The sequence below is a fragment of the Plantactinospora sp. B6F1 genome (genome assembly GCF_040120695.1).
GTDB lineage: Bacteria > Actinomycetota > Actinomycetes > Mycobacteriales > Micromonosporaceae > Plantactinospora.
The window spans coordinates 110079-136292 of sequence record NZ_JBEEAC010000001.1; the positions used below are offsets into that span (position 1 = coordinate 110079).

At 72.0% G+C, this 26214-nt stretch carries 19 protein-coding genes; 6 read left to right on the top strand and 13 right to left on the bottom strand.

The annotated features are described in order from the left end of the window. Window positions 1-34: 34 nt before the first annotated feature. From ABNF97_RS00395 to ABNF97_RS00415, 5 genes are all read right to left on the bottom strand, one after another. The gene (locus ABNF97_RS00395; protein WP_349337245.1) at window positions 35-1189 is read right to left on the bottom strand and encodes a DUF58 domain-containing protein; all 1155 of its coding nucleotides are present in this window, start codon (window positions 1187-1189) and stop codon (window positions 35-37) included. Window positions 1190-1199: 10 nt separating this feature from the next. After that, a complete protein-coding gene (locus tag ABNF97_RS00400; RefSeq protein ID WP_130462559.1) occupies window positions 1200-2195 on the bottom strand; it encodes an AAA family ATPase in 996 nt (331 codons plus the stop codon). Between the two features lie 48 nt (window positions 2196-2243). After that, on the bottom strand, window positions 2244-4850 hold the full coding sequence (locus tag ABNF97_RS00405; protein ID WP_349337563.1) for a fibronectin type III domain-containing protein: 2607 nt from the start codon (window positions 4848-4850) through the stop codon (window positions 2244-2246). Between the two features lie 276 nt (window positions 4851-5126). After that, window positions 5127-6404, bottom strand: a complete 1278-nt coding sequence (locus ABNF97_RS00410) for a tetratricopeptide repeat protein (protein ID WP_349337246.1) — start codon at window positions 6402-6404, stop codon at window positions 5127-5129. Window positions 6405-6610: 206 nt separating this feature from the next. Next, window positions 6611-7189, bottom strand: coding sequence for an LURP-one-related family protein (locus ABNF97_RS00415; RefSeq protein WP_349337247.1), 579 nt, complete (start codon window positions 7187-7189; stop codon window positions 6611-6613). A gap of 321 nt (window positions 7190-7510) precedes the next feature. Between ABNF97_RS00415 and ABNF97_RS00420 the strand changes: the two genes are divergently transcribed. From ABNF97_RS00420 to ABNF97_RS00440, 5 genes are all read left to right on the top strand, one after another. After that, the gene (locus ABNF97_RS00420) at window positions 7511-8599 is read left to right on the top strand and encodes a toll/interleukin-1 receptor domain-containing protein (protein WP_349337248.1); all 1089 of its coding nucleotides are present in this window, start codon (window positions 7511-7513) and stop codon (window positions 8597-8599) included. A 66-nt stretch (window positions 8600-8665) separates the two neighbouring features. Continuing rightward, window positions 8666-9484, top strand: a complete 819-nt coding sequence (locus ABNF97_RS00425; RefSeq protein ID WP_349337249.1) for a hypothetical protein — start codon at window positions 8666-8668, stop codon at window positions 9482-9484. 390 nt (window positions 9485-9874) lie between these two features. Beyond that, window positions 9875-12787 carry a helix-turn-helix transcriptional regulator gene (locus tag ABNF97_RS00430; RefSeq protein WP_349337250.1) on the top strand — a complete coding sequence of 971 codons (2913 nt, stop codon included), beginning with the start codon at window positions 9875-9877 and terminating at the stop codon, window positions 12785-12787. 97 nt (window positions 12788-12884) lie between these two features. After that, window positions 12885-13211, top strand: coding sequence for a carboxymuconolactone decarboxylase family protein (locus ABNF97_RS00435; protein ID WP_349337251.1), 327 nt, complete (start codon window positions 12885-12887; stop codon window positions 13209-13211). Beyond that, window positions 13211-13792, top strand: a complete 582-nt coding sequence (locus tag ABNF97_RS00440) for a carboxymuconolactone decarboxylase family protein (RefSeq protein ID WP_130462564.1) — start codon at window positions 13211-13213, stop codon at window positions 13790-13792. Before ABNF97_RS00435 ends, ABNF97_RS00440 begins: the two co-directional genes overlap by 1 nt. Before the next feature lies 1 nt (window position 13793). Here ABNF97_RS00440 and ABNF97_RS00445 read toward each other — a convergent pair whose 3' ends face one another. Beyond that, a complete protein-coding gene (locus tag ABNF97_RS00445) occupies window positions 13794-14495 on the bottom strand; it encodes a MerR family transcriptional regulator (RefSeq protein ID WP_130462565.1) in 702 nt (233 codons plus the stop codon). A gap of 141 nt (window positions 14496-14636) precedes the next feature. Further along, a complete protein-coding gene (locus ABNF97_RS00450; RefSeq protein WP_349337252.1) occupies window positions 14637-15548 on the bottom strand; it encodes an alpha/beta fold hydrolase in 912 nt (303 codons plus the stop codon). A 128-nt stretch (window positions 15549-15676) separates the two neighbouring features. Between ABNF97_RS00450 and ABNF97_RS00455 the strand changes: the two genes are divergently transcribed. Next, window positions 15677-16198, top strand: coding sequence for a CGNR zinc finger domain-containing protein (locus tag ABNF97_RS00455; protein ID WP_349337253.1), 522 nt, complete (start codon window positions 15677-15679; stop codon window positions 16196-16198). 198 nt (window positions 16199-16396) lie between these two features. On the opposite strand, the gene ABNF97_RS00460 is transcribed toward ABNF97_RS00455, so the two are convergent. The 6 genes from ABNF97_RS00460 to ABNF97_RS00485 all read right to left on the bottom strand — a co-directional run bounded on the left by ABNF97_RS00460 (window position 16397) and on the right by ABNF97_RS00485 (window position 25991). Beyond that, the gene (locus ABNF97_RS00460; protein WP_349337254.1) at window positions 16397-17869 is read right to left on the bottom strand and encodes a helix-turn-helix domain-containing protein; all 1473 of its coding nucleotides are present in this window, start codon (window positions 17867-17869) and stop codon (window positions 16397-16399) included. A 313-nt stretch (window positions 17870-18182) separates the two neighbouring features. Next, window positions 18183-21026 carry an AfsR/SARP family transcriptional regulator gene (locus ABNF97_RS00465; RefSeq protein WP_349337255.1) on the bottom strand — a complete coding sequence of 948 codons (2844 nt, stop codon included), beginning with the start codon at window positions 21024-21026 and terminating at the stop codon, window positions 18183-18185. Window positions 21027-21467: 441 nt separating this feature from the next. Further along, window positions 21468-23012, bottom strand: a complete 1545-nt coding sequence (locus ABNF97_RS00470) for an amino acid adenylation domain-containing protein (RefSeq protein ID WP_349337256.1) — start codon at window positions 23010-23012, stop codon at window positions 21468-21470. After that, a complete protein-coding gene (locus ABNF97_RS00475) occupies window positions 23009-24313 on the bottom strand; it encodes a condensation domain-containing protein (protein ID WP_349337257.1) in 1305 nt (434 codons plus the stop codon). The genes ABNF97_RS00470 and ABNF97_RS00475 overlap by 4 nt, the downstream gene beginning before the upstream one ends. A gap of 11 nt (window positions 24314-24324) precedes the next feature. After that, window positions 24325-25608, bottom strand: coding sequence for a cytochrome P450 (locus ABNF97_RS00480; RefSeq protein WP_349337258.1), 1284 nt, complete (start codon window positions 25606-25608; stop codon window positions 24325-24327). Next, the gene (locus ABNF97_RS00485) at window positions 25605-25991 is read right to left on the bottom strand and encodes a phosphopantetheine-binding protein (RefSeq protein WP_349337259.1); all 387 of its coding nucleotides are present in this window, start codon (window positions 25989-25991) and stop codon (window positions 25605-25607) included. The genes ABNF97_RS00480 and ABNF97_RS00485 overlap by 4 nt, the downstream gene beginning before the upstream one ends. Between the last annotated feature and the right edge of the window lie 223 nt (window positions 25992-26214).

The window sequence follows — 26214 nt, forward strand, 5'->3', positions numbered from 1 at the left end:
AGGGCCAGCGGCACCGGCAGCGTCCGGAGGAATCTCACCACCGGCGGACCCCGTCCCACTCGGCCGCGAACTCCGCACCGTCGGCCGCGTCGATCACGACCAGTCCGGACGTGCCGGCGGGGCTCTGCCCGCCAGCGCCGAACACTCCGGCCACCACCGACGGGTACCCCGGGCGGAGCGCGCCGACGTAGCCGAGGTCGGCGGCGGCGCCCGGACCGGTGAGGAAGACCAGGGTGTCGCCGAGCCGTTCCTGCCGCAGCCGCAGCGTGGTGGTGCGCAGCGGGTCGCCCTCGGTGCCCTGCGGTCCCCGCACCAGGTCGGCGGCGGCGAGCCGGTCCAGGAACTCCCCGGAGCCGTCGAAGTCCGCGACCAGCAGCAGCGTCACCGGCAGGTCCTCGCGGCGGGCGGCGACCACCACCGAGGCCGCCGCCTCGCAGGCCGACTCGAACGTCTCGGCGATCCCGTCGACCCGCCCCGGATGGGCACCGGCCCGGTTGTCCAGCAGTACGACGATCCGGGGCAGGCTGGTGTCCATCTGCTCCTTGACCATCAACTCGCCGACCTTTGCGCTGCTTCGCCAGTGCACCCGGCGCAGCTCGTCACCGACGACGTACTCCCGGAGCGAGTCGAAGGTGATCGACCCCTGCGGCACCTTGTCGATCCGGCCGTCCATGCTCCGTGCGACGCCGGCCGGCACCGCCGCCAGCGAGTGGATCCGGGGATGTACCCAGACCTGCGCGGTCTCGCCGTGCGAGCGGGCGACGGTGATCAGTCCGAACGCGTCTCGCCCGGTGACCCGCAGCGGGCCGACGTCGATCACGCCGCGCCGGAAGGTGGGGACCGGATAGCTGACCGTGGTGTCCCGACCCGGACGCAGCCGGAGCAGCGGCACCGGCACCGCGCGGTCGCCGCAGCGGTCCTCGGCGATCAGGTTGGCCGAGCGGAGCCGGGCGCTGTTGCGGACCGTCAGCGTCATGCTCGCCGGCTCGCCCCGACCCACCCGGTCCGGGTCGGCGACCCGGCTGACGTCGAGTCGGGGGCGCCAGGCGGCGTTGCCGGCGGCGCAGGCGACCGCGATGGCGGCGGTGGTGCCGAGCAGGGCGAGTTCGGGGTAGCCGAACCGGAAACCGGCGACGAGGAGGATGGCGGCGCCGACGAGGAGGCCGACGCCGCGGGAGGTGACCGTCATGACGCCGGGCTCAGGTGCCGGCCGAGGCGAGCTGGCCCGACGGGAGCGGCACCGGCACCGACGCGACCGCCTCGTGCAGCACCTCGGTCGCGGTGACGCCCCGGACCTGGGCGTCGGGGGAGAGCAGGATCCGGTGTGCGAAGACCGGCTCGGTGAGCGTCTTGAGGTCTTCGGGAAGGATCCAGCCCCGCCCGTCGATCAGGGCGTACGCGCAGGCCGCCCGGGTCAGCGCGATCACACCCCGGGGGCTGACCCCGACCCGGACCTGCGGGTGGGTACGGGTCGCCGCCGCCAGCCGGACCGCGTACGCGTAGAGCGGATCGGCGATGTGCACCCGCTGGGCCATCCGGACCATCTCGCCGACGGTGGCGGTGTCGGTGACCGGCTCCAGCGCCTCCGGCGAGCGCATCGGGGCACCGCGGAGCACCTCGATCTCGACCGCCTCGTCGGGGTAGCCGACGGAGAGCTTCACCAGGAACCGGTCGAGCTGCGCCTCGGGCAGCCGGTAGGTGCCGTCCATCTCGACCGGGTTCTGGGTGGCGACCACCAGGAACGGCCGGGGGACCGGGTGCCGGACCCCGTCCACGGTGACGTTGCGCTCCTCCATCACCTCCAGCAGCGCCGACTGGGTCTTCGGGGAGGCCCGGTTGATCTCGTCGGCGATGACGATGTTCGCGAAGACCGGGCCGGGGTGGAACTCGAAGGCCCGGCTGGCCTGGTTGAAGATGGTCACCCCGGAGACGTCGGCGGGGAGCAGGTCCGGCGTGAACTGGATCCGCCGCCACTGGCCGTGCACGGTCGCCGCGATCGCCCGGGCCAGGGTGGTCTTGCCCACCCCGGGCACGTCCTCCAGCAGGACGTGCCCCTGGGCGAAGAGCGCGGTGAGCGCCAGCCGGACCACGTGCGGCTTACCCAGCACCACCGAGCTGATGTTGTCGGCGATCCGGGCGGCCAGGTTGGCGAAGCCCTGTACATGGTGCGGGGTAAGCGGCTCGTGGTTGTTCACGTCGTGGTGCTCCCTGTTACCGGAGGTGCTCCCTGCTACCGACGCCGGTCAGCAGGTCGGCAGGATGTTGATATTGTCGCCCCCCTCGAGGTCGAGCCAGGCGAACGGGATGTAGTTCTTGCCCTCGTACTTGACCTGGACCCACCAGGTGCTCTTCTTGTTGTCGTTGTAGATCCAGGCGTCGATCTCCTGGCCGGACTTCTTGCAGTACGCCTCCAACCGGGTGCCCGGCCTCGCCCAGCCGACCTGCTGGTCGTTGTTCTGCCGGGTCCCCGAGAAGATCTCGTTGCCATTGCGGCCAGGGCCGTCCGAGTCGCAGTAGGTCCGCTGGTCCCCGTCGGGTCCGTTCTTGCAGGTGGCGATGCCGTAGACAGCGGCGGTCGACTTGCTGACCTTGTCGGTGCCGTTGCCGGCCGCATTGGTCGCCGTCACCGTGAGGTCGTAGGACGTGCTGGGCGTCAGCCCGGTGACCCGGATGCTGGAGCAGTTGCCGTTGACCTTGGCCCGGCCGGACGGCGTCACCGAACAGCTCGCCTTCCCACCGCCGTCGTCCACGGTGAAGTCGACCGTGACCGAGGTGGCGTCGGCGGAGGTCCCGGTGATGGTGACCCGGGGCGCCGCGACCGTCCTGGCCGTGTCGGTCGCGGTGGCACCGGGGCCGGCCTCGTTGACCGCCTGCACCCGGACGGTGACGGTCGCCCCGTCACCCAGCCCTCCCACGGTGGCCTGGGTGTCGGTCACCTCGCTCTTCTTCCCGCCCGCGTCGACCAGGTATTTCGTGATCGGACGGCCGTTGTCGGCCGGCGGGCTCCAGGTCATCGAGACGGTGCCGGGTGAGCCGGCAACCGTCTTGGCCTGGAGGTTGACCGGCGCGGCCGGGGTGCTGAACGGGACGACGGTGTTGCTGGCCGGCGAGGCGGCCGAGCCGGCGCCCTTCTCGTTGATCGAGACCACGGTGAAGGCGTACTGGTTGCCGTAGTCGAGTTCGCCGGCCGGGATCACCAGCTCGGTCTTGGTCGACTCGCCGACCGGTGCGTTGGCGCCGGCCGAGATCGCGGTCACGGCGTACTTGTTGATCTTGTAGCCCTGGCCGTTGGCGGCCGGCCACCTGACCACCACCGTGCCGTCCGGCCGCTCCTCGGCGGTGACGCTGGCCGGCGGATCCGGCACCTCGGAGGTCGGCACCACCGGGTTGCTCCTCTTCGCCGGACCGGCGCCCTTGGCGTTCACCGCGTGCACCGAGAACCGGTAGGTCTCGCCGTTGGTCAGGCCGGTCACCTCCAGCGAGCGCTGGTTGGCGCCCACCTCGAAGGTCCGGCCGGCGCCCTGCACCACGTACCGGGTGATGGCAGCACCGTTGGCCGCGGCGGGTCGCCAGCTCACCCGGGCCTGGGCATTGCCGGCGGCGGCGGTCACCGACTTCGGCGCGCTCGGCTTGCTGATCACCGGCTTCGGCGGCGGCGGAGGCGGCGGCGGGTTCGGCGGCGGGTCACCACCGAGCACGTCGTTGGCGTACTTGTCGACCTCCTTGACCTGGTGCTTGTCGTCGATGACCCGGGCGACGGCGGAGTTCGGGGCGTTGATGAAGAGGTGGTTCTCCCGGACCTCCAGCTCCAGCGGGCCGTTGGCGCCCGGGATCTCGATCTTTTCCAGCAGCTTGCCGGTGGGATCGAACGAGTAGACGGTGCCGGTGTCCTCGTCGGCGCAGTAGAACCGGTCCGCCCAGGCGACGGCGGGGCTCAGCCGGGTGCCGGCGCCCGGCACCCTGAACTGCTGCCCCACGGTGCCGTTGTCGGCCACCACGATGTTGCGGTCGTCCAGCACCGTCACCGGCACCCGGAGGCCGGTGGTCCGGGGCGGCATCGCGCCCGGGCCGGTGAGCGGCAGCTTGACCGGTTGCTTGTCCCCGCCGCGCAGTGTGGTCAACGTGTTGGTGGTCCGGTCGAGCACCGCCACGCCGTCGTCCAGAGTGGAGATCGTCAGGTCGTGGCTCGGGTCGGCGACCGCGTCGTTGAAGACCTGCTCCGGGCTGACACTGCCGCCCGTGCCGCCGCTGTCGGACGCCGGGAGCTTGGCGGCGGTGATGGCGGAGACGGTCCCCTCGCTGGGCACCGCGACCCAGAGCCGCCCGGTGCCGTCGAACTCGCCGCCGGTGATGCCGGGCGGGTAGTGGATCTGCTCGCCGACCGGGGTCAGCGACCGGGGGTCGAGTTGGCGCACGATCCCCTGCACCGCGTCGACGACGAACGCCGCGTCCTCGTGCAGGGCCACGTTGACCCCGATCCCGGCGGTGGTACTGGTGGTCGCGATGATCTGCAGGGTGGCCAGGTCCAGCGAGCTGACCTGGCCGGTGTTCAGGTCGCGCAGGATCAGCAACCGGTCGGTCTGCACCACCTGCATCCGATGGTTGCGGCCCTGCGGGATCTGGACCCGGGTGTCGACCCGACCGGTGACGCCGTTGACCCGGGCCACCTCGCTCCTGGCTGTGCTCCACAGCCAGGAACTGGCATCGAAGCTGGCCACGGCGTTGTCGGCGGCGCCGAGCCCGAGCACGGTCAGCCCCATCGCGGCGGCCAGGGCGGCCACGGTGGCGATGGTGACCAGTCCGCCCCGGATCCGGGTGCGGCGGCGGGCCGGCGGCGCACCGGGCGCCACGCCGGCGGGGTCGGCCCCGCCGGTGCCGTCACTGCCTGTCAAGCCGTTGCCTGTGGTGACCACAGTCGGCCGCCTCCCCACCCGTGGGCGGTCGTGTCCGACCGCCGTCGTCAGCGAATCTTTCCCGAAACCGCGTGCCATCATAGGGCCCTGGCTTTGCCCGCGGGTACCTGGAGCGTGCCCTTGTGGACGGAGGCGGCGCGAATTGTGGATAAGCTCCGTCGCCCGTCACCGTCTCCGCAGGTCAGCGTGGTAAGAACGGTTGTCGAATTGTGATCAGGGCGGCGTCGCCCCGGTGCCGTCGCGCTTCGTGCAGGCAAGATCGGATGGGGCGAATTCATTGGTCGAATAGACGGCGAGCACCGAGAAGCAGTAATCGAGCTTGGGGTTCAGCGCGTTCACCTTGTAGGTGGTCTCGCCGGCACTGAGGGTAATCATCGGTTTGGTCTGCTGGCCGGCGCGGCCGCCGGCGACGACGAACGGCACGGTTCCGCCGCTCGGGTCGGTCCAGGTGACGGTGATCGCGGTGCCCTCGTCGAGCAGCTTCACGTCGGTCGGTGGCTCACCGGCGACGATCGGCTCGCCGCGCTCGTCGGTCGGCCCCGGGCCGGGTGAACCGCTCCTGTCGACCACCACCGTGACCACCACCACGATCGCGGCGACCACCGCTGCGGTGGCGGCGATCGCGGCGGCCACCGTCGAACCGCGACCGCGGCTCGGCTCGGGCGCCGGTGCGGCCGGGACGGCAGCCGGGGGTGGAGCGCTTACCGGGTACGGCTCGGACCGGGCAGCCGACTGCGCCGAGTACGGCGGGTACGTCGCCGGCATCTGCTCGGCGTACGGCGAGGTTGCCGACTCGGCCGGATGCCCTGACACCGGTCCGGCCGGATGCCCGGACATCGGTCCGGCGGCTGGTGCGTAGGTCGGTGAGGTGGCGGCCGGCTGGACCGATCCACCGCCGGCCGGTTGGGCCGGTGGTGCGGACATCGGCGACGGAGGCGGGGGCGGGACCGGGTTCGGCCCGGCGGGTGGCGGCGGGACCGGGTTCGGCCCGGCCGGGGGCGGCGGGACCGCGGCCGGCCCGGCGGGTGGCGCGGAGAGTGCCGTGGCCGCGCCGGCCGCCTCCCCGAGGTAGTCCCGGGCCGCCCGGACCTGCCAGTGGTCGTCGCCGAGCACACCCGGCCCGAGCGAGGCGACCCGGCCGAAGTTGCGGCGTGCCTCGTGCCGGTTGCCCAGTTCCTCGGCGACGGCGCCGAGCTCGAAGCTGAGCGACAGCATCAGGGGGTCGGCTTCGCCCCACCGGCGTTGACCATCGAGCAGCGCCTCCTCGAGCAGCCGCCGGGCGGCCGCCGGGTCGTCGGCCTCCCGGTGCCACCGTGCCAGCACCCCGACGGTGGCCAGCACTTCCGGATGGTCCTTGCCGTAGGCCGGGCGGGCCGCGTCGAGCGCCTGGGTGAGCAGCCGTCGGGCACCCGGATCGTCACCGCCGTCGCGTAGCGCCCGGGCGCGGCCCTGCACGGCGGCAAGTTGTGGTGGCTGAGACACGCCCGCCATGCTGCCTCCTGGACCGGGTACCGCGCCAGCCGGGCCGCGGTTCCACCGCGCCGTTCCGGCGTCGTGCCGGACCGCGTTCCGCGCACTGCAAGCCACTGGCCAGGGTGGATCGGGTCACCCACGGATCTGCCCGAGCTTTCGGGATCGAGCCCTACGTTCCGATGGGGGCCGGCGGTCGACGCCGGCCCCACCGGACGGCTCGCGGGTCAGCGGCTCTGCAACGCGTCCAGCCCGACCGCCATCGCGATGACCAGTCGGCGGTCGAGCTGCGGCAGGTGGATGTCGACCACGTACCGGTCGCGCAGACCCCACTTCTTCACCACCGAGAACGCCGGCTGGCCGCCGATGGTGAAGTCGAAGTGGTACGGCAACCAGGACAGCGAGTCGATGAACCGGCGCAGCAGCGCGACCGGCAGACTGCGCTCCTGGCCGGTGGCCTGCCCGAGCCCCGGCTGCTCGACGTGCCAGGTGGAGCGGAGCAGCGATGCCTTGAAGTCCTTGCGGAACAGCCCGATGGGGGTACCGGCGGCGTCGGTCACGTCGTACGTCGCACCGAGGTCCATCACCTGACGGGCCTTGAAGCCGAGCACCGGCTGCTGCTTGGTGTCGTCCGCGTAGAGGGTCACCTGCTCCTTGAAGGCGAGCCGCTTCTGCTGGGCGAAGGCCAGCAGCTCGCCCTCTGAGCCGTCCGGGTTGACCGCGTGTACCTCGTACTGGTTGACCATGAACCGAATCCGCTGCCGGACGTGGAACTGGCGCTGGGACTGGAGCACATCGAGCTGCATGGGGGTTTCCTTTTCTTGGGGCGTCCGGCTTCTGGGGCGTCGGCGGTGGGGCCGGCGTGCCGGCCACCTGCTGTGCAGGCGCAGCCTCGGAGTGTGGCACAGCCGGGGGAGTTCGCGCCGCCCGGTCCGGAGGCTGGCGCGCCGACGCTGCCGACCGGTCGCACCACCGATCCCGACGAACGGATCCGGACCGGCCGCGAACGTCGCCCGATCGGCGACCATCGGGCTGGTGGTTGGCATCGACGGACGCCGGACGGGCTGCTTGGATGGGGCATCGGTGCGATCCCCACCGGCGATGATGCCGAGATGACGGAGCAGGGCATGACCCGAGAGGACCGTTGGGACTTCTTCATCGAGTACGCGCCTGCGGACCGCGCCGCCGCGGAGGAACTGTACGACCTGCTCAGTCCCCCCTTCCGGGTGTTTCTCGACCACCGGAGCCTGCCGCCCGGCGACGACCGGGGCGATCGGCTGCCGGCCGCGCGGCGCGGCACGGCGATCACCCTGATGCTGATCTCCGACGCTACGGACCGCGCCTACCACCAGCGGGAGGAGGTAGCCGAGGCCGTCGAGCTGTCCCGCCGGGAGAACGGAGCGCACCGGGTCGTGCCCATCCTGCTGAACGGGTCCGCCGGGGGCGGTCACCTTCCCTTCGGCCTGCGGCTCGGGCAGGCACTCCCGGTCACCGCCGCGGGCGGGCTGCCGGAGGTCGCCGGGCGGCTGCGGGAGACCTTCCGACACCGTCTTGCGATGCCGGCCGACGAGCTTCTGCGCCGGTACGAGGAGCGGACGGTGGTCGAGCGGGCCGTCCGGCTGGTACCCCGGGACGGCTTCGACCCCGCCGGGCAGCTCGGCCTCGGCACCCGCAAGTACGTCTTCGTCGGGGACCACGACGAGCAGCGGCACCGCACCCTGCGGCAGATCCTCGCCAACCTCTGGATCGGGGACGCCTTCGAGCAGGTCGAAAACTCGAACGGCCCCTGGCTGGCCCTCACCTTCGAGCTGGGTGAGCGCAACCGCCGCAGGATGGACCTGCTGCCGGCCACCTGGAAGGCGGCCTTCCGGATCCTCTCCGATCCGGCCCGCGCGGCGTGCTTCGCGGCGACCGACGAGGAACGGGCGCTGCTCGGCCGCCCACCCCGGAACTACTACTCCGGCGACCAGCAGGCGTGGTATGCGAGCTGCACCATCCGGGAGCGCAGGTACACCCCGTGGGGCCCGGACTACTTCATCCGGGAGGTGCTCGGGATCAGCTGGCTCTGCTTCACGGGTACCGGGATCACCCAGGGGACCGGGCAGTCGACAGGGCTGCCGTCGAGGGTCTTCTTCGTCCGGAACCTGCCGCTGCGCGGCATCGACTACCAGGTCCAGGACCTGGGCGTACCCGACGACGACATCGTGTTGGACTAGCCCGACCGGGGATTGGAAGTCGCCCGGGCGGGTACCCGGCGGATCTCCTACGACGGAGGTTGGCAGATGTCGGAGCGGCACACGGTACTGCGCTCGATGCACGATCTCGGCCTGGCTGCCTGGTTCGGCGGCGCGCTGATGGGTGCGATCGGGGTCAACGGCGCGGCGGCGAAGGTGAGCGATTCGAGACAGCGGTTGGGGGTCGCCTCGGCCGGCTGGGCCAGATGGACCCCGGTGAACGCGGCGGCGATCGGCACCCATGTCGCCGGTGCCGCCGGTGAGCTGATCACCGAGAGCCCGCGGATGTTGGTCCAGGCCGGGGTGGGCCGGATGAGCGCGGTCAAGACCGGGCTGACGGTGGCGGCGCTGGCGGCGACCGGCTACAGCCGGATGCTCGGGATGCAGTTGGAGAAGAGCAGCGAGGCGCCGGTGGTGGCGACGACGGCTCCGGAGAACGGCACGCCGCCGGGTGTCGCGGCCCGGCAGCGGCAGCTGCGGGTGTTGCAGTGGGTGATCCCGGCCCTGACCGGCGGGTTGATCGTGGTCACCGCGCTCGCCGGCGAGCAGCAGAAGCCCGGCCAGGTGATCCAGGGCGTGCTGCACCGGATGGGTGGGATCGCGCACCGGACCAGGAGCATGCGGGGGATGGCCGGCAAACAGATGCGTGGGATGGCCGGCAAGCGAATGCGCGGCATGACGGGCAAGGGCATGGGCATGGGCCTGGGCGGGATGGTGGCCAGGGGCGTGCGCGAGATGGGCGGCCGGGGCGACCGGAGCATGCCGGGCATGGCCATCAGGGGCGTACGGGAGGCGGCGACCCGGGCGGTGCCGGGGATGGTCGGGGTGCGGGTGGCCCGGACGGCGGCCCGGAAGCTCCGCCACTGACCGGCTGCCGCGGCGGGAGCCGGTCCGAACGGACCGGTCAGCGCGGGCGCCCGCCCGGTCCCACCTGCGGGACCGTGCGTTCCGTACTGCGGGAAGCCGCCCGCGGCACCGGGCACGGGAGTGGGCGCCATCCGCGACTACACCCGCCTCCGTGGCCACCGCCCGCCGGCGGCGCCGGCGCCGTGTCCGAGCCCGTCGCCCGGTCCGTCCGGCGCTTCGGAGCTGCGGTAACGGCCCCGGGAGCCGGGAAGGGGGCGCGCCGGGATTCCCGGCGCCATGGTGTCAATGGACTGATGACCGCTTATAGTTCTGCCCGATCTCCTCTGGCATGGGCGGCTGTCGACGCGGTTACCTCGGACCAGGATCACCCCATGTCCTGGAGGTTCGCAGGTGCCGGTCACATCGCCATCGGAGCCGACGGCCGTACCGCGACCGGCGGCGGCGCACACCGTCGCCGCGCTGGTTGGTCGGGACGCCGAGCTGGCCCGGATGGTCGCGCTGCTCGACGAGGACCGGACACGGCCCCGGTTCCTGGTGCTGGACGGCGAACCGGGCATCGGCAAGAGTCGACTCGTGGCCGAACTGGCACAGCTGGCCGCTGACCGTGGTCGTACCGTGCTGCTCGGTCGGGCGACCGAGTTCGAGCACTCCCTCCCGTACGGCGTGCTGCTGGACGCGCTGGCCGGCGTACCCGATCATCGGGCCGACCTGCACGCGGCGCTCGACACTCTCGCGGTGCACGACCCCGGCGGGCCGGGGCCGGCCACCGCGGCGGTCGACCGGCACCGGCGGCACCGCCGGTTGCGCGGCCTGGTCACCGCCGCCGCCCGCCCCGCCGGAGCGCTGCTGGTCTTCGACGACGTGCAGTGGGCCGACGACGCCTCCGTCGAGTTTCTCGGCTACCTGCTGCGGCATCCGCCGGACGCCCGGATCACGGTGGTGCTCGCGTTCCGGTCCGCGCAGTGCCCGCCCAGACTGGCCGAGGAACTCGCCCACCTGGCGCCGCTGCCCGATCGGCTCCGGCTCGCCCCGCTGACCGGCGCCGACGCGCACCAGTTGCTGCCCGCCGAGCCGCCGTCCCGGCGTCGGCTGCTGCACCAGGTCAGCGGCGGCAACCCGCTCTACCTGGAGCTGCTGGCCGGCACCTCGACGCAGGTCCTCGCCGCGCTGCGCCGCGGCGACTTCCCCGACGAGCCGGTGACCGACGCCCTGCACGGTGCGATGGCGATCGAGATCCGTGGGCTGGACCCGACCGAACGGCTCGTGCTCCAGGCGACCGCCGTGGTCGGCCCCGGCCTCGACATCGGCGCCGTCGCCGCCGCGGCCGGGATCGATTCGCACCGCACCACCGCCGCGCTCGACGCGCTGGTGGCCCGGAACCTGCTCCGCCAGGTCGGCGCGGAGCTGGACTTCCGGCACTCGCTGGTGCGGGCGGTGGCGTACTGGCTCGCCGGTCCGGCCTGGCGGCTGGCCGCCCACCGCCGCGCCGCCGCCCACCTGGAACGCGGCGGCGCCCCGCTGACGCTGCGGGCCCACCACCTGGCGAGGGCGATCCAGCCGGGCGACGAGGCCGCCGCCGAGGTCATCGCCATGGCCGCGATCACCACCATGGGTACGGCGCCGAGCACCAGCGCCGGCTGGCTGCGCGTCGCACTGTCGGCGCTGCCGGACGGCACCGGTCGGGCCGATCGCCGGTCCGAGCTGCGGCTGCTGTTCGCCAAGGCGCTCGGGGTGACCGGCCAGTTCGACGAGGCGCGGACCGTGCTGCACGATCTCGTCGCGGTAGCCGGCCCGCACCGGCACGCGGCGGTCGAGCAGCTCGCCGTGCTGGAGCGGCTCGCCGGCCGGCTCGACGTCGCCAGCGCGTTGCTCAGCAGCGAACTGGAACGGCTCGGCGGCACCGGCACCCCGCAGGCGATGCTGCGGCTCGAACTCGCGGTGACGGAGATGCTGGCCGGTCGCTGGCGAACCGGGGCCAGGCACGCCGGCAGGACGATGGACCGGGCGCGGCAGGGCGGTCATCGGGGGGTCGAGGCCGCCGCCAGCACCGTGCTGGCGGCCTGCGCGGTCGCCCGGGAACCACTGGCCACCGCCCGGCTGCGGGTCTCCTACGCCGCCCGGCTGGTCGACGCCCTCGGCGACGTCGCGCTCCGGGACGAACTCGGCGCGATCGCGCTGCTCGGCTGGATCGAGGCGATGCTGGACCGGGTCGACGACGGGCTGGCGCACGCGGAGCGGGGCATCGAGGTGGGGCTCCGGTACGGGCGGATCCACGTGCATCCACTGCTCTACGCCGCCCGGAGTGTGCTCTACGGCACCGTGGGCCGGGTCGACGACGCGCTACGGGACGCCGAGGAGGCGGAGGAGATCGCCCGGTGGCAGGGGAGCGCCGAGGCGGCGACGCTGGCGGCGGCGGTACGGCTCCGGCCGCTGCTCTGGCTCGCCGGACCGGATGCGGTACGCCCGGCCCTGGACCGGCTGCGGGGCAGCGCCGCCCCACGGTCCACGCTGTACCGGGCGGTGGTGCGGATGCACCTGGCCGAGGCGAGCGCGGCCGTCGGCGACGACGCCGGCTGCCAGGAGCTGCTGGCCGACACGGAGACGTACCGCTGCCTCGGGCCGGCCGAGGCGGGCGTGCTCGTCGTACGGGCACTCTCCGCCGCCGCCCTCGCTGGGGGGCCCGGACCGGTGCGAGACGGGCCGGGGGGCGTACCACCGCCGGCCCGGCGTTGGCTCATCCGGGCCGCCGACGCCGCCGGCGACCTGCCCGGTCGACTCGGGCTGGTCGGTATGGCCGGTGCGACCCTGGCCCTGACCTACGGCGATCCGGGTGACGCCGTCACGGAGGCGGCACCGGCGATCGGTCGGCTCGGCGCGGCCGGCATGCCGGTGACGGAGGGCCAGGCCCGGATGGTGCTCGCCGAGGGGCTGACGGCGACCGGGGACCCGCGGTCGGCCCGTGAGCAGCTCGGCCGGGCCAAGCGGCTCTTCACGGCCAGCGGGGCACGCTGGCTGGCCGGGCGGGCGGACCGGGCCCAGCGCCAGCTGGCCGCGCGGCTGTCCCGGCGTGCCGTGCCGGCCGACCGGCCCGGGGCGGTGTCGGATCCGGCGCATCCGTTGGCGCTGCTGACCGCCCGGGAGCGGGAGGTCGCCGAGCTGACGGTCACCGGTGCCACGTCCCGGGCGATCGCCAGGCAACTCCAGATCAGCCCACGTACGGTCGACGCGCACCTGATGCGGATCTACCGGAAGCTCGGGGTGACCTCGCGTACCGCGCTGGTCGGCCTGCTGGCCCGGGGATGAGGTAATCGAAAAGATTCTGCCCCGTGTCGTGTCCGGGCGCGCGCCGATCGTCTAATTACAGGAGGGCAGACAGCCCAGCCGCGGAGGAGGGGACGCCATGCCGGACGAGGACAGCAAGCGAGCGGCACACCGAGCACTGGTGGATCGCATCCTGAGTGGCGAGGGCAGGGCCACGACAGAGCAGCGGGCCCGCGCGTTCGGCAACGAGGACCTGTCCCCGCCGTTGGACACACTGATCGACAAGGTCGTCGCGACGCCGACACAGCTCACCGAGGCGGACCTCGCCGCGGCAAGGGCGTCGGGTTTCAGCGAGGACCAGCTTTTCGAGCTGGTCATCTGCGCTGTGGTCGGCCAGTCCACCCGGTTGTACGACGCGGGACTGGCGGCTCTGGCCGAGGCAACCGTCGACGGGAGGGCCGAATAATGCGCCTCGACATCCTCAACCGCGGCTACCACCCCGGGAGCAAACTGCTGTTCGCGCTCATCCGGCTCTTCTCCGGGCACCCGGTTCCGGACGCGGCGAAGCTGGTCTTCTACCGGCCCGACTTCTACGGCGCCCGGGCAAAGGTGTTCATTCACGAGGCGATGCGCGGGCCGTCCGCCTGGACGGTGGCCGACCGGGAGCTGATGGCGGCCTACGTGTCCAAGGTGCACGAGTCGGCGTTCTGCATAGCCGCGCACACCGCGACCGCTCGGCAGGCATACCAGGACGGGCCGCTGGTGGCGGCGGTGCTGGCCGACGTGGAATCGGCCCCCGTGCCGGAACCGCTGCGGGCAACGCTGCGGATGCTGGGCAAACTGACCGCCGAGGGAAAGCTCGGTGCCGAGGACGTCCGGGAGGTGCTTTCCGCCGGCGTCTCACGCCAGCAGGTCAAGGACGCGCTGGCGGTCTGTGTCGCGTTCAACACGACCGCCCGGCTCGCCGACGCCTTCGGCTTCGAGGTACTCAGTCCCGAGGGCTTCGAGGCAGGGGCCAGGTACCTGCTCAAGCGGGGCTATCGATAGCTCAAGCGGGGCTATCGATAGCGCGGGCGGTGCCGGTGTTCTCCGCGACGACCCGGAAGGCCTCGCTGAGCAGCCGGGCCAGGCCCTGGGTCAGCACCCCGCTCTCGTGCCCGGGCTGCTGCCCGGGGGATGCCGGGGCATCGGCCGGGTACAGCTGCGCCAACCGGCCCTCGGCTGCCGGCACGAGTTCGTCGGCGACCGGGCGAAGCCGGTCCAGCACCTCGGCGAGCAGCCGCAGCGAGGCCAGCACCGGCACGCCGGCCTGGTGCAGGGCGAGTGCGGGTTGCACGGCCCGGGGGCGAGCCGTGGTGACCGCGCCCTCCTCGGCGCGCACCAGCACGCCGTGCCGGGCGAGGCTGTGCAGCAGGGCGGGGTGCTCGACGGCCAGCCGGTTCAGCGCGTCCGTCAGCGGTTCGGCCGGTGGCGGAGTCAGGTGGCGTACCCCGAGCATCGCCTCGATGGCGACCAGGTTGAAACCCTGCCGCTGCAACGACTTGATGTTCTCCAGCCGGCGTACGTGGCCGGCGCCGTAGTAGGCGGTCCGGCCGTACCGGGCGGGCGGCGCGAGCAGGCCGCGGGCCTGGTGCGCCCGGATGTTGCGCGGCGACATCCCGACCAGCCGGGCGAGGTTGTCGATGGTGTACCGCGGGGGCGCCGGTGCCGGACCGGCGTCGCCGCCGAGCTGGGACACGGTAACCGTCACGGCCGCTCTCCTCACGTCCTGGGGCGATTCGAACGTACCGACGCGACCCGGTGTGGGGTATCAGTGAAATTACTGCCGTCATGGCCGGAAGGTGAGCGCTCCGCAGCTGGTCGGGCCGGCCATGCACCGCGGCGGATCGGTTCAGGCGTTGTCGAGCACGAACGCCCGGATGAGCTCGGCGCACTCGGCCGGGTGCGTCTCCAGCAGGAAGTGCCCGCCGTCGTAGATGTGCGCGTCCAGGTGATCGAGGGCGCGGTGGTAGGCGAGGACCTCGGCGACGTCGAAGTACGGGTCGCGGCGTCCCCACAGCACGAGGGCCGGCGGCTGGTGAGCCCGGTGGTACTCGGCGATCTCCTCGAACCGGGCGACGTGGTTGGCGTAGTCGGTGAAGAGCGCGAACTGCGCCTCGATGTTGCCGGGGCGGCTCATGCGCTCCCAGTCGAGGTGCCATGACTCCGGCGGGTGCAGCACCCGCAGGTACTCGGGCAGCCCGGCGAGGTACTGGTCACGGGTGCCGGCGAAGTGCAGCCAGTCCGGAAGCTCGGCGCGCCTGTCGTCGGTCGGGTCGGCCCAGTACGCCCTGGCGGTGTCCCACTGCTCGCCGAGGCCGTCCTCGTGCGCGTTACCACTCTGGACGATGAGACCGCGGATGCGATGCGGGGCGCGGGTGGCCAGATGGTATCCGACCGGTGCGCCGAAGTCGTGCAGGTAGACGAAGAAGCGCTCGATGTCGAGCTGGTCGAGGAGGTGCGCGATCGTCCGGGAGAGGTTCTCGAAGGTGTAGTCGTAGCTGTCGACGGTGGGCGATGCGGACATGCCGAAGCCGGGAAGATCGGGCGCGATCACGTGCGCGACGTCAGCCAGGGTGGGCATGACCTCGCGGAATGTGTGCGACGAACTCGGGAAGCCGTGCAGCAGCAGGACTGCGGGCCGGCCGGGGCGCCCGGCCTCGCGGTAGAACACGTCCAGTCCGTTGACGTCGATCTGTCGATGGCGGACCTTCTGGATCGCCTGCATCGCGTCCTCCCTGAGGTCGTTGCCGAGGTCACCCATGAGCGTCGGCTTACCAGTGTCATTAGAACGATGGTAATAGAAAACGCCGAGGTTGGCCGGTCGCTACGTACCCTGGAGCCATGTCGGAACCCGGCGGCCGCGCACCTGCCCCAGGCACTCTCGCCGGAGTGCAGGCCTTCATCAACACGTTCGACGTCGAGGACGACGAGGACGATTTGACCGATCCGGCCGCGCTCACCGCCTGGCTGCGCGACCGGAACCTCCTCGACGGCACCGCACAGGCCGACGGCGCCGATCTCGATCGGGCGCGCGCGCTGCGCGAAGCGCTCCGCGATCTCGTCGCCGTGCACAACCGTCTACCGGCGAACGTCGACGCGGCGACCGACGAGGTCAACCGGGCAACGGCACGGGCGCGGCTCGCGCCGCGCATCGACGCGGCCGGGTCGTCGCAGTTGGTGCCGCAAACCCACGGCGTCGACGCGGCCCTCGGCAAGATCATTGCTGCGGTCCACCGGGCCATCAACGACGGCACCTGGGTGCGGCTGAAGGCGTGCGAGCGCGGCCACTGCCGCTGGACGTTCTACGACGCCTCCCGTAACCGCTCTGGACGCTGGTGCTCCATGGCGGTGTGCGGCAGCCGGGAGAAGAGCCAGCGGGCCTACCGCCGCGGGCGTATCCCGGGGAGGTGATCGCGGACGGAGGGGAGGACCAGGCGAGAAAGTGGTCGCGGACGAGGCGCGGATCACCTCGCCGACCTCCCGGCGGCGGTGAAAGGTGCACGACCTGCTGTTCGACCGACAGGATCGGCTGCGCATGGAGGACCTGGTCGGATGACGCCGGTGAGCTCGGCCTCGACCAGGTGCGCCGCGAGGAGCTGCCGGAACGCCTCACGAGGCAGGCGACCTCCTACCCATGCCTTCCACGACGAACATCCTCCTCGAGGGCTCGCCGCGCCCTGATCTGCGATGTCCGAGAAACGGGTCAGATCCAACGGCGAGCTGGCCCGCGTACTCGCGCAGCAGGTCCGGCATCCAGTAGCTGTCGACACCCAGGCGGGTGACCAGGTGCCCGTCCACGAGCCGGCACAGTGCGGTCTGCACGTACCCGACCGTCTCGGCCAGGGCGGCGGCCGCGACCGACGCGGTGACCACAGCCGTGGGAAGCGTCCCGAGCAGCCGGAAGACCCGCTTCGAGGCGTTGTCCAAGCGGTGGTAGGAAGGAGCGAAGGATGCCTCGAGCCCGGCCTCCGGGTCGCCGTGTACGGCCAGCGCGGTGAGTCGCCCGTTGGCGCGCATCCGGGCGACGAGGTCGGCGAGCGGAGTCCTCGTGCCGGGGCCCAGCCCGATGGCCGCGATCCGTAACGCCAGCGGCAACCTGTCACACAGCTCGGTCAGCACGCCGGCCGCCTCCGGTTCGGCCGCGACAGCCCGCTCACCGACGGTCTGCGACAGCAGCTGGACCGCGTGCGGTTGCTCCAGCGGTGGTACCTCGATCATCCGGCCACCGTCGTGCACGGCGAGTCCGACGAGGCTGTCCCGACTGGTGACCACCGTGCAGGTACCCGGTCCGCCGGGGCGCAGCAGCCGCACCTGCTCGGCCGAGACCGCACCGTCCAGCAGCAGGAGGACTCGCCGGCCCGCGACCACCGACCGGAACAGGCTGGCGGCCTGCCGCTCGTCCGTGGGTACCCGGCCGGCCGGCACGCCGAGTGCGACGAGCAGTTGGACGAGCGCGGCCCGCGTCGGCACGGCGGCGCACTGGCCGTGGCCACGGAGGTCGAGGTGGAACTGACCGTCCGGAAATCGGCGGCTGACCCGGTGTGCCCACTGCACCGCCAGCGCTGTCTTGCCCACGCCGGGCGCGCCGGAGACGATGATCAGCCCGGGGCCGGGACCGGTGATCGCGGTGTCCATCTCGACGATCTGGTGTCGCCGGCCAACCAGGTTGGCGACCGCGGGCGGAAGCTGGCGCGGCAGTACCGGCTCGGCGGAGATCGTGGCGGTGCTGGCGCCGTGTATTTTGGCGCCGCCCGGCGGACGCTGGTGCCGGGTGCCGGCCGACATCGCGATCCGCGTCCTTGTCTCCAGCCACGCGGCCACCTCCGCGTCGGTGCCGCCGCAGGCCCGGATGTATGTCGTGACCAGGTCGCGACTGGGCAATGTAGACCGATGCAGCATCGTGGCGACCGTACTCGGCGGCAGCGAGCGGGCACCCTGCCGTGCCTGACGGGCCAACTGCCGGTACGACAGACCGGCCGCCTCTCGACGCCGCCGAAGCAGCAGCACATACTCGGCACTGTCCTGGGCGGCGTCTGGATCGACGTACGTCACCGGATGCTCATCCCCCTCTGCGACCGCCACCGGGCCGGGCTGTTCGGGGTGTACCTTCCGACAGCTCGGCGAAGGTGCCGTGCGGCGGGGAGATCGTCTACCCCGAACCGTTGTCGCCGACGCTCTCGGACGAGCGCTCAGGTCGTTCAGGCCGTTCGGTCGGCCTACCCGCCTTCTGCGTATGTCCCACCCATTCGTCAAGTTTCATCGATGGTCGTACACGCCCGGTCTACGCCTCATACACAGGCCGAGCCCGTCCGAGATCGTCCTGGAATTGGCCGGCCATGCCGCCGGACGACGACCGGCGGTGCCGCCGCCGGCGGGGACTCGCGGCGCGCACCGGCTAGCCGCGGTGCTCGTGGCCGGCGTCGAGGGCTGCTGTGTGCTCCGTGCTCGCCATGGTCCGGACCCAGGTCAAACCCAGCTCGTCGGCGATCGCGATCGCTTCCTCGGCGTAGCTGGCCGCCCTGTCCGTGGCGCCGAGCAGCCGCGAGGCGCGGGCCAGGGCGATCAGGGCCTGTGCCTCGCCCGGTCGGTGGCGGATCCGACGCGCGCGTTCAACGGCACGGGTCAGCAGGTCCGCAGCATGATCCAGGCGACCGAGATCGATATGGATCAGGCCTAACCGCTGGAGCGCCCCGGCCGCGGCATAGTCGTCGCCGATCTCGTCGTACCAGGCCAGGGCCTTCTCGACGAACCGGATAGCTTCGTCGTGCCGGCCGAGTTGGTGGTACGCCCGGCCCAGGGATTTGAGCGCGTACACCTCGCCGACCACAGCACCGATCTGGTGGGCCACCGTCGACTGCTGCTCCAGATGCACGACCGCCTCCTCAGGGCGGTCCTGAAGCAGGTAGGTGAGCGCGAGGTTACCCAGCGCCCGCTGCTCGCCGAAGCGGTCACCGAGCTTCCGGCAGATGGACAGCTCCGCCGCAATGTGTGCCTCGGCCTTCTCCGGGCGCCCGACCATCATGAACGCGCCACCGATGCTGCCGTTGGCGTACGCCTCCGAACGCCGGTCACCCACCTTCCTCGCCATGCCGATGGCTTGCTCGTCCAGTTCGATCATGTCGCGGGGGTAGCCCTCCACGCAGAAGAACCAGTGCAGCGCCAGTGCCAGCCCGATGCCGAGCCGAACGTGCTCGTCCGGGCCATGCCACGACTGACGGGCCGCCGCCAGCAGGTTCACCCGTTCCGCCTCCAGCCACCGGTGAGCCTCGTCCGGGGCGGTGAACGGCTTCGGCATCACGGACACGTCCGGCACCGGATACTGCGTGCGGTTCGAGTACAACAGTCGGGTCGCGTCGCGGGCGGTGGCGAGGTAGTAGCCGAGTAGCCTGCTGATCACGGCGGTGGCTTCACCCTCTGGGACGGTACTGGCGGCCAGTTCCCGGGCGAACAGCCGGACCAGATCGTGCACCTGGTAGCGGTCGGACTCGACCGTCTCCACCAGATGGGCGTCCAGCAGGCGTTCGATGACCCGGTCCGCCTCGGCCGGCGTTGTGTCGAGCAGGGCCGCCGCCATGTGGGAATCGATGTCGGTTACCGCCACCAGGCCGATCAGGCACAGCGTGCGGGCGGCCGCACGGTCGCCCGTATCGTCGCTTCGCCGCAGGGCCGCGTAGCTCACCCCAAGGCTGCTGCGCACCGCGAGGTCACCGGAGGCCAGTTCGGTGAGCCGGTGCTGCTCGTCGGTGAGACGGTCCACCAGGTCCCGGACGGTCCAGGCCGGCCTGGTCTTGAGCCGGGAGGCGGCCACGTGCAGCCCGAGCGGCATCCGGTCGCACAGCTCGACGAGTCGCGCGGTGGCCGGCGGGTCGGCCGCCGTCCGGGCATCGCCGATCAGGCGTTCGAGCATCGCCCGCGATGCGTCCGGGTCGAGCGGGCCGAGACCCACGTGGGTGGCGCCTTCAAGGGCGGTCAGACCGGCCCGGCTGGTGACGAGCACGGCGGTGCGGGACGTGCCCGGCAGCAGCGGACGCACCTGACCCGCCGTCGCGGCGTTGTCCAACAGGACCACCATCCGTCGAGCGGCCACCAGGGTGCGGTAGAGGGCTGCCGCCTCCTCGATGTCGTGCGGCACCTCCGCCGCGGGAACCCCCAGCGCTCGGAGGAACCGGCCCAGGCCCTCGCCGGGACAGAGCGGCTCGACGCCCGGCGTCGCCCCACGGAGATTCACATACAGCTGCCCGTCTGGGAAGCACCTGGACCAGAGGTCGACGGCATGGACGGCCAGCGCCGACTTGCCCACGCCAGGAGGGCCGTGGATGATCACCACGGGACCATGTCCGGTTCCGTCGCCCGGGTCGAGCATCCCTCCCAGCATGGCCAGCTCGCCCGCCCGGCCAACGAATGTGGAGACATCCAGCGGTAGCTGCCGCGGTGTCAGGCCGTCACGCAACGATGCCACCGTGGCGACGCCACCGGACGGTGCCAGTGTCGGATCGGATCGCAGAATCCGGCCCTGCAACGTCCGCAGTGGCTGACTCGGCTCCACCCCGATCTCCTCGACCAGGCGCCTCCGTAGCCGCTGATACGCGGCGAGCGCGTCAGCCTGCCGCCCGTCACGGTAGAGCGCCAGCATCAGTTGCTCCCACAACCGCTCCCGCAACGGATGCTGAACGATCCAGCCCTGAAGCTCCGCGATCGCCTCGGTATGCCGGCCCAGCCCGAGACGGGCGTCGAAAAGTTCCTCCACCGCGGCGAGTCGCTGTTCTTCCAGGCGCTGTGCCGTGGCGACGAGCAGGCCGCTCGTGTGGGGAATGCCTTCGAACGCCGCGCCGCGCCATAATCCCAGTGCCTGTTCGAGCCGTCTGACCACCAGCTTGAGATCCCCGAGCCGGCGCGCATCGGCGCCGTCGGCGATCAGCCGACCGAACGTCAGCACGTCCAGGCACTCCGGCGACACCCGGATCATGTACCCGCGCGAATCCGTGCTGATCAGTGCGGTCGCCGGGTCGGCCTGCGTCAGCAGCCGGCGCAGCGACCACACGTACGTACGCAGATTCGACGAGGCCGACTCCGGCAGGTCCGCCCCCCACAGGTCATTCACCAGACTGTCCGCCGAAACCGAGGTGTTGGCCCTGACCAGGAGAAGGGCCAGCAGGAGGCGGAGCTTCGGCCGGCCGATCGGTATCTCGTCGTCGGCAGCGGTGGAGACCCGCAGCGGTCCAAGTAGACGGAAGTGCATCCGATGCTCCCAGCGATCGAATACCGGGCTGCTGGCAACTCTTCGGGGTCATCCGTACGGAGGCGGGGCGCGCGGGATTGCCCGGTTCGGGTGCGGCTGAATCTCCACGCCTCGCCCTCCCACACCGGGTACGTCGTCAATTTCCATCAATACCCTACGAGGGCACGACCGGATCCGTGTGCTCTCGGGTGCCGGACCGACCCGACGTTTTCGGCATCCGATCGGGACGCGGGGCCCGCGTCGCCCTCCGACGGGCGAGCGGCGGCCTTCGGCAGTGGCGCCGCAGCCGTCAGTGATCGGTGAGGCTGATTCGCGGCGGCGTAGCTCACCTGCTCCTCGGCAGGGGTACACCGGTTCGGCCGGGATATCGGGAACGCGTCACCCCGCGACCGATGCCAACGGGCGTTCGCGCACTGGCGGCCGGAGGGGCGCTGGCCCGTGTCAGACCGCGAGCACCGCAGCGGCGCGGCGGTCCAGTTCACCGTGGTCCACCTTGCCGTTCGGCAGCAACGGCAACGTTGACACGGCCTCGAACCGGACCGGCAGCGCGGCGGCCGGCAGTCGGGTGAGCATGAACGCCCGGATCCCAGCGGTGTCCCGGGCCGCCCCCGGCACCACGAACCCGACAACCCGGGGCTGTGCACCTGCGGTCGTCACCCCCACCGCCGCGGCGACCACCCCAGGGGCCTCGGCAAGCGCCTGTTCGATCTCCATCCGTTCCACCCGCACGCCACCGAGCTTGAGCTGGTCGTCGAAACGACCATGGAAGGTCAGCGACCCGTCACGGCCGACGGCGACGAGGTCCCCGGTGCGGTAGAGCCACTCGTCGCCGACCCGGCGGAATGGCGAGTTGTCCGGATCAGCGTCCGGTGAGGCCGGCCGGGCGACCCCCGGCCCGCCGACGTACAACTCGCCGACCTCGCCGGTCGGTGTCGGCGCGCCGGCGGGGTCCCGCACGTACAGTCGGGCACCCGGTATCGGGACACCGATCGGCACGGACAGCCCGGTGGCGTCGGCCGAGCCGCAGGCGTGCACGGTGCACCAGACGGTGCACTCGGTCGGTCCGTACTCGTTGTAGAGCCGTGTTCGGGGCAACGCCGCCAGATGCTCACCCACCAACGCGGGTGGGCAGGGCTCCCCGGCGACGATCGCCGTCGACAGGGAGCCCAGCTCCGCGGCGAGACCTCCGCGCAGTGCCGCCCGGTACAGGCCGGGCACCATGAGCAGGTGGGACGGGGGCCAGCGTCGGGCCGCACGGCGGACGGCGACCAGGTCTGCGGGACGACTGGCCGGAATGACCAGGTGCCCGCCAGCCGCCAGCGTCCAGTAGATCCCCGCGACCGAGCTGTCGAAGGAGATCGACGAACAGAGCAGGAACACCCGGACGGGGTCCCGGTAGTAGGCCAACCGTGCGGCCGTGGAGTACGCCAGCGCTGCCGCCGGCACGGTCACCCCCTTCGGCACTCCGGTGGAACCGCTCGTGAAACAGGTGTAGGCGGCCTCGGCACGGGGGGCCGGCGGGGCTGGACACACCGTTGTGCCGGGCGCCGGACGCGAGTCCGTCGCGGGCGGCGTGACCCGCTCCATCTCCAACCGGGGCAGCCCGTCCAGGGCGAGCGGAAGTCCCGGCTCGACCACCGCCAACCGGGCTCCGGAGGCCGCAGCGATCAGCCGCTGGCGGGCTACCGGGAAGGCCGCGTCGACGGCGACGTACCGGACACCCGCCCGTAGCGCGCCGAGCATGCCGACCACCGCCCAACGGGACATCAACGCGTGGACGACCACGCAGTCCCCCGCCTTGACCCCATGCTCGTACAGCGCCCGAGCGACGGCGGCGGACCGGTCGGCCAATTCGCGGTAGGTCAGGCCCGCCTCCTGGTCACTCACCGCTGCGGCGTCGGCATCGAACCACGGCTCGAGCAGATCGAGGATGTGTGGCGGGGCCGTCACCGCCGCCCCGACCAGTTGTGGTTTCCAGTCACTCACCGGTCGCCTGCCAGCCGGTCGAGCCGGCGCAGGTAGCCGTCGACGCGCTCCGCCACCCAGCTCGCGTCGACCAGCATCGGGTCGTAGCCGACGTGTCCGGTGACCGGGCCCGCCCCGACGAGGCGCCACAGCAGCGCGGTCGGGAGCAGCGGCATCGTCAACGGGACGGCGTCCAGTGGTGTCAGCCCAACGGCCGGTTCGTCCACCAGCGGACGCAGCGGTGGCGGCGGTACGTACTGGAAGAACGGCAGCATCCGGTCCCGGCTGGTCAGCGCGGTGGCGAGTTCCGGCGTCTCCCGCAGCACCGGCATCAGAGGGATGTCGTTGACGTACGCCTCCCGGCAGGTGGCATCGACCCGGCGCAGCAGCTCCTCCCCGTCGGGGCGGTCGGAGAGGTCCAGACGCATCGACAGCATGTTGAACAGGCATCCCACCGTGTCCCGCTCCGCCGGGGTGCGTCCGGCGGTGAGTACCGGCACCATCGCCGTACCATCGGTGTCTGCGAAGAATTCGGCGACGAATGCGGTGAGCAGCAGGGTGAACGGCGTGGTTCGCCGACGCCGGGCGGCGCCCGCGACGCATCGCCAGAGATTCTCGTCTACGGCGAACGTCGCCGTGGCCGTCCCCTCCGTGGGCGGCTGACCGGAGGTTTCCGACCGCCGCCGGGTGCCGGCGGGTGATACCGGCAGGCCCAGCTCTGTGACCCCGCGCAGGCGGTCACGCCAGTACGGGACCAGCCGGCGGATTCGCGCCTGCCACTGTGCGGAGTGGTCGTCGTCGGCGATGTCGACGTACTGCATGACGGCGACGTCCAACGGGCCGAGCCCGCGGATCCGGTGGGTGTAGGCCGCGACCAGGTCGCGGGCGAGCACCGGCAACGACCACTCGTCGACCGCGACCCGGTGGGCGACGAGCACCAGCACGGCGTCGCGTTCCGAGTACCGCCCCAGGTAGGCCCACAATCGTGGCACCTCGTCGATCGGATGCTCCAGCCGACCGACCGACGCCACGAAACCCTGCGGCGGGTCGTCGGGGTGGAGATCCGTCACCGTCAGCGTGACCGGCTCCGGGGCCCGCACCTGCTGGTACCGCGCAGCGCCGTCAGCGACGACGACCGTCCGCAGCGCGCCGTGCCGGGCAACGACATCGCCGAGCGCGGTGTGCAGTACCGCGATGTCCACCGGGCCGGTGACCCGGTGGGCCGCCGCCAGCACCGACCGGGGGCCGCGTATCCGCCCCGGGCTCCAGCGCTCCAACTCGTCGAGGAGTTCCTGGGCATAGGTCAGGGGTGATCCGGACACTCTGGTCACGATCATCGTTCGTCCCTCCGACGAGGCTGCCCGCGCAGGGGAAGCCGCTGGTAACCGCTGAGAAAGGTCGACCGCACACGCACGGGTTCGCCGTCCGGTGTCAGCGACTCGAAGGTGGCGAACAGCTCGGCGAAGAACAGCCGCAGCGCCAGCCGGGCCAGGTGCGAACCGATGCAGTAGTGCCGGCCGGTCCCGAACGCGAGGTGCCGGTTGGGTGTGCGCCGCACGTCGAACCGGTCCGGCTGGGAGAACACCGCCGGATCACGGTTCGCCGATCCCAACCAGGCGACGACGGCCTCTCCGGCGGCGACGGTCACTCCGGACAGTTCGACCGGGTGGCGGGCCACCCGCATGAAGTGGCTGGCCGGCGACGCCCAGCGCAACGCCTCCTCGACGCCGCTGTTGAGCAGGTCGGGGCGGCGTGCCCAGTGGGCGTACCGGTCGGTGCCGGCGAGGTGCGCGAGAGCCGCCGTCGGCACGTGCGGAAGTGTGACGCTGGCGCCCAACAGCAGGCTGTAACAGTTGGACACCACCGCTCCACGTCCCAACCGCTGACCGTCGACATCCATCCTGAGCAGCAGGCTCACCAGATCGTCGCCGCCCTGGCGAGCCCGCTTACGGGCGAGGTCCGAGAAATAGCCGAAGAGTGCACGGTGGCCACGTCGCAGCGTCGCCTCGGCTCCTTCGGGGAGCTGGTAGGCCGGATCGTCCTCGGCGGTGCACATGGCGGCCAGCCGGGCCAGCTCAGGCCAGTCCGCGGTGGGCACCCCGAGCAGTGGCCCCAGCACCGTCAGCGGCAGCCCGGCGAGCATCGTCACGGCATCGAACGGCCCACCTGCGGCGTGGTCGGCGAGCAGCAACCGGACTCCGGCCCGCACCTCCCGTTCGTAGTTGCGGGCGGAGGAGAGACCCATGGCCCGCTGCACCGGCAGCCGCATCCGGCCGTGCCGGGGCGGATCGGTGGCCGCCATCTGTTGTCCGGCGGCGGGATCGCGGCGGCCCAGCAGGTTGAGCAGGGTGCCGCGCTCGGAGGTGAAGCGGGCGTGGTCGGCGAGCACCCGGCACACGTCGGCGTACCTGGTCACCGACCAGAAGCCGTCCGCCGTGCCGGCGTCGGCCACGGATTGCCAGTGCACCGGCCGGTGCCGGCGGAGCCGATCCCAGACCTCGTAACGCCGGTCGCTGGCCAGCAGCATCGGGTCGGCGAGGTCGATCCGCGACAGGTCTCCCAGGTCCGGATAGGCCGAGCCGGACAGAGCGGAGCCACCAGCCGCGGGCGTGCTCACTCTTCGCCCACCGGGGACACCGGTAGCCCTGCGCCGACGGTGGACGGGACCGGTGGGTCGCCGATGGTGGAGATCGGTGCCGGCACCTCCGCCCGGGACGGCGGCAGGAGTTCCCGTACGGCGTCGGCCAGCTCGGCGACGGTGGGGGCGATGAACAGGGTGGCAATGTCCGCCTCGACCCCGAGTGCCTGGTCGATGTCCAGTTGCAGTTCGGCGGCGAGCAGGGAGTCCCCGCCGAGCTGGAAGAAGTCATCGTGGCGGCCGATCGGCCATACGGTGAGCCGGGCACCCCAGAGCTGCGCCAGCCGGTGCTCCAGCTCGTCCTCCGGTGGGACGTACGGCGACGACATGCCCAGCTGGTCACGGGACACGGCGGTGGTCAAGGGCACCTCCAGGGAAGAGTCCGGTCCGCCAGGCGACCAGGGCCGCGGCGCCGGCGGTGACCTCGACATGCAAACCCGCTCGCCGTCGGGGGCGCCAGGGGTGCGGGTGTTCGCCCTCGTACGGAACAGTTCTGAACGTATCCGCGCAGCTGATGGTCGTGTCTTCTGGCCCGGACCGTGGTGGAGTACCTGCGCCGGCCTCGGCCGACGCAGGTGGAGGCGC

Bases quoted from the DNA above. Each gene is read 5' to 3' on its own strand.
- ABNF97_RS00395 (WP_349337245.1), bottom strand. From the start codon at position 1,189: ATGACGGTCACCTCCCGCGGCGTCGGCCTCCTCGTCGGCGCCGCCATC.
- ABNF97_RS00410 (WP_349337246.1), bottom strand. From the start codon at position 6,404: ATGGCGGGCGTGTCTCAGCCACCACAACTTGCCGCCGTGCAGGGCCGC.
- ABNF97_RS00415 (WP_349337247.1), bottom strand. From the start codon at position 7,189: ATGCAGCTCGATGTGCTCCAGTCCCAGCGCCAGTTCCACGTCCGGCAG.
- ABNF97_RS00420 (WP_349337248.1), top strand. From the start codon at position 7,511: ATGACCCGAGAGGACCGTTGGGACTTCTTCATCGAGTACGCGCCTGCG.
- ABNF97_RS00425 (WP_349337249.1), top strand. From the start codon at position 8,666: ATGTCGGAGCGGCACACGGTACTGCGCTCGATGCACGATCTCGGCCTG.
- ABNF97_RS00435 (WP_349337251.1), top strand. From the start codon at position 12,885: ATGCCGGACGAGGACAGCAAGCGAGCGGCACACCGAGCACTGGTGGAT.
- ABNF97_RS00440 (WP_130462564.1), top strand. From the start codon at position 13,211: ATGCGCCTCGACATCCTCAACCGCGGCTACCACCCCGGGAGCAAACTG.
- ABNF97_RS00450 (WP_349337252.1), bottom strand. From the start codon at position 15,548: ATGGGTGACCTCGGCAACGACCTCAGGGAGGACGCGATGCAGGCGATC.
- ABNF97_RS00465 (WP_349337255.1), bottom strand. From the start codon at position 21,026: ATGCACTTCCGTCTACTTGGACCGCTGCGGGTCTCCACCGCTGCCGAC.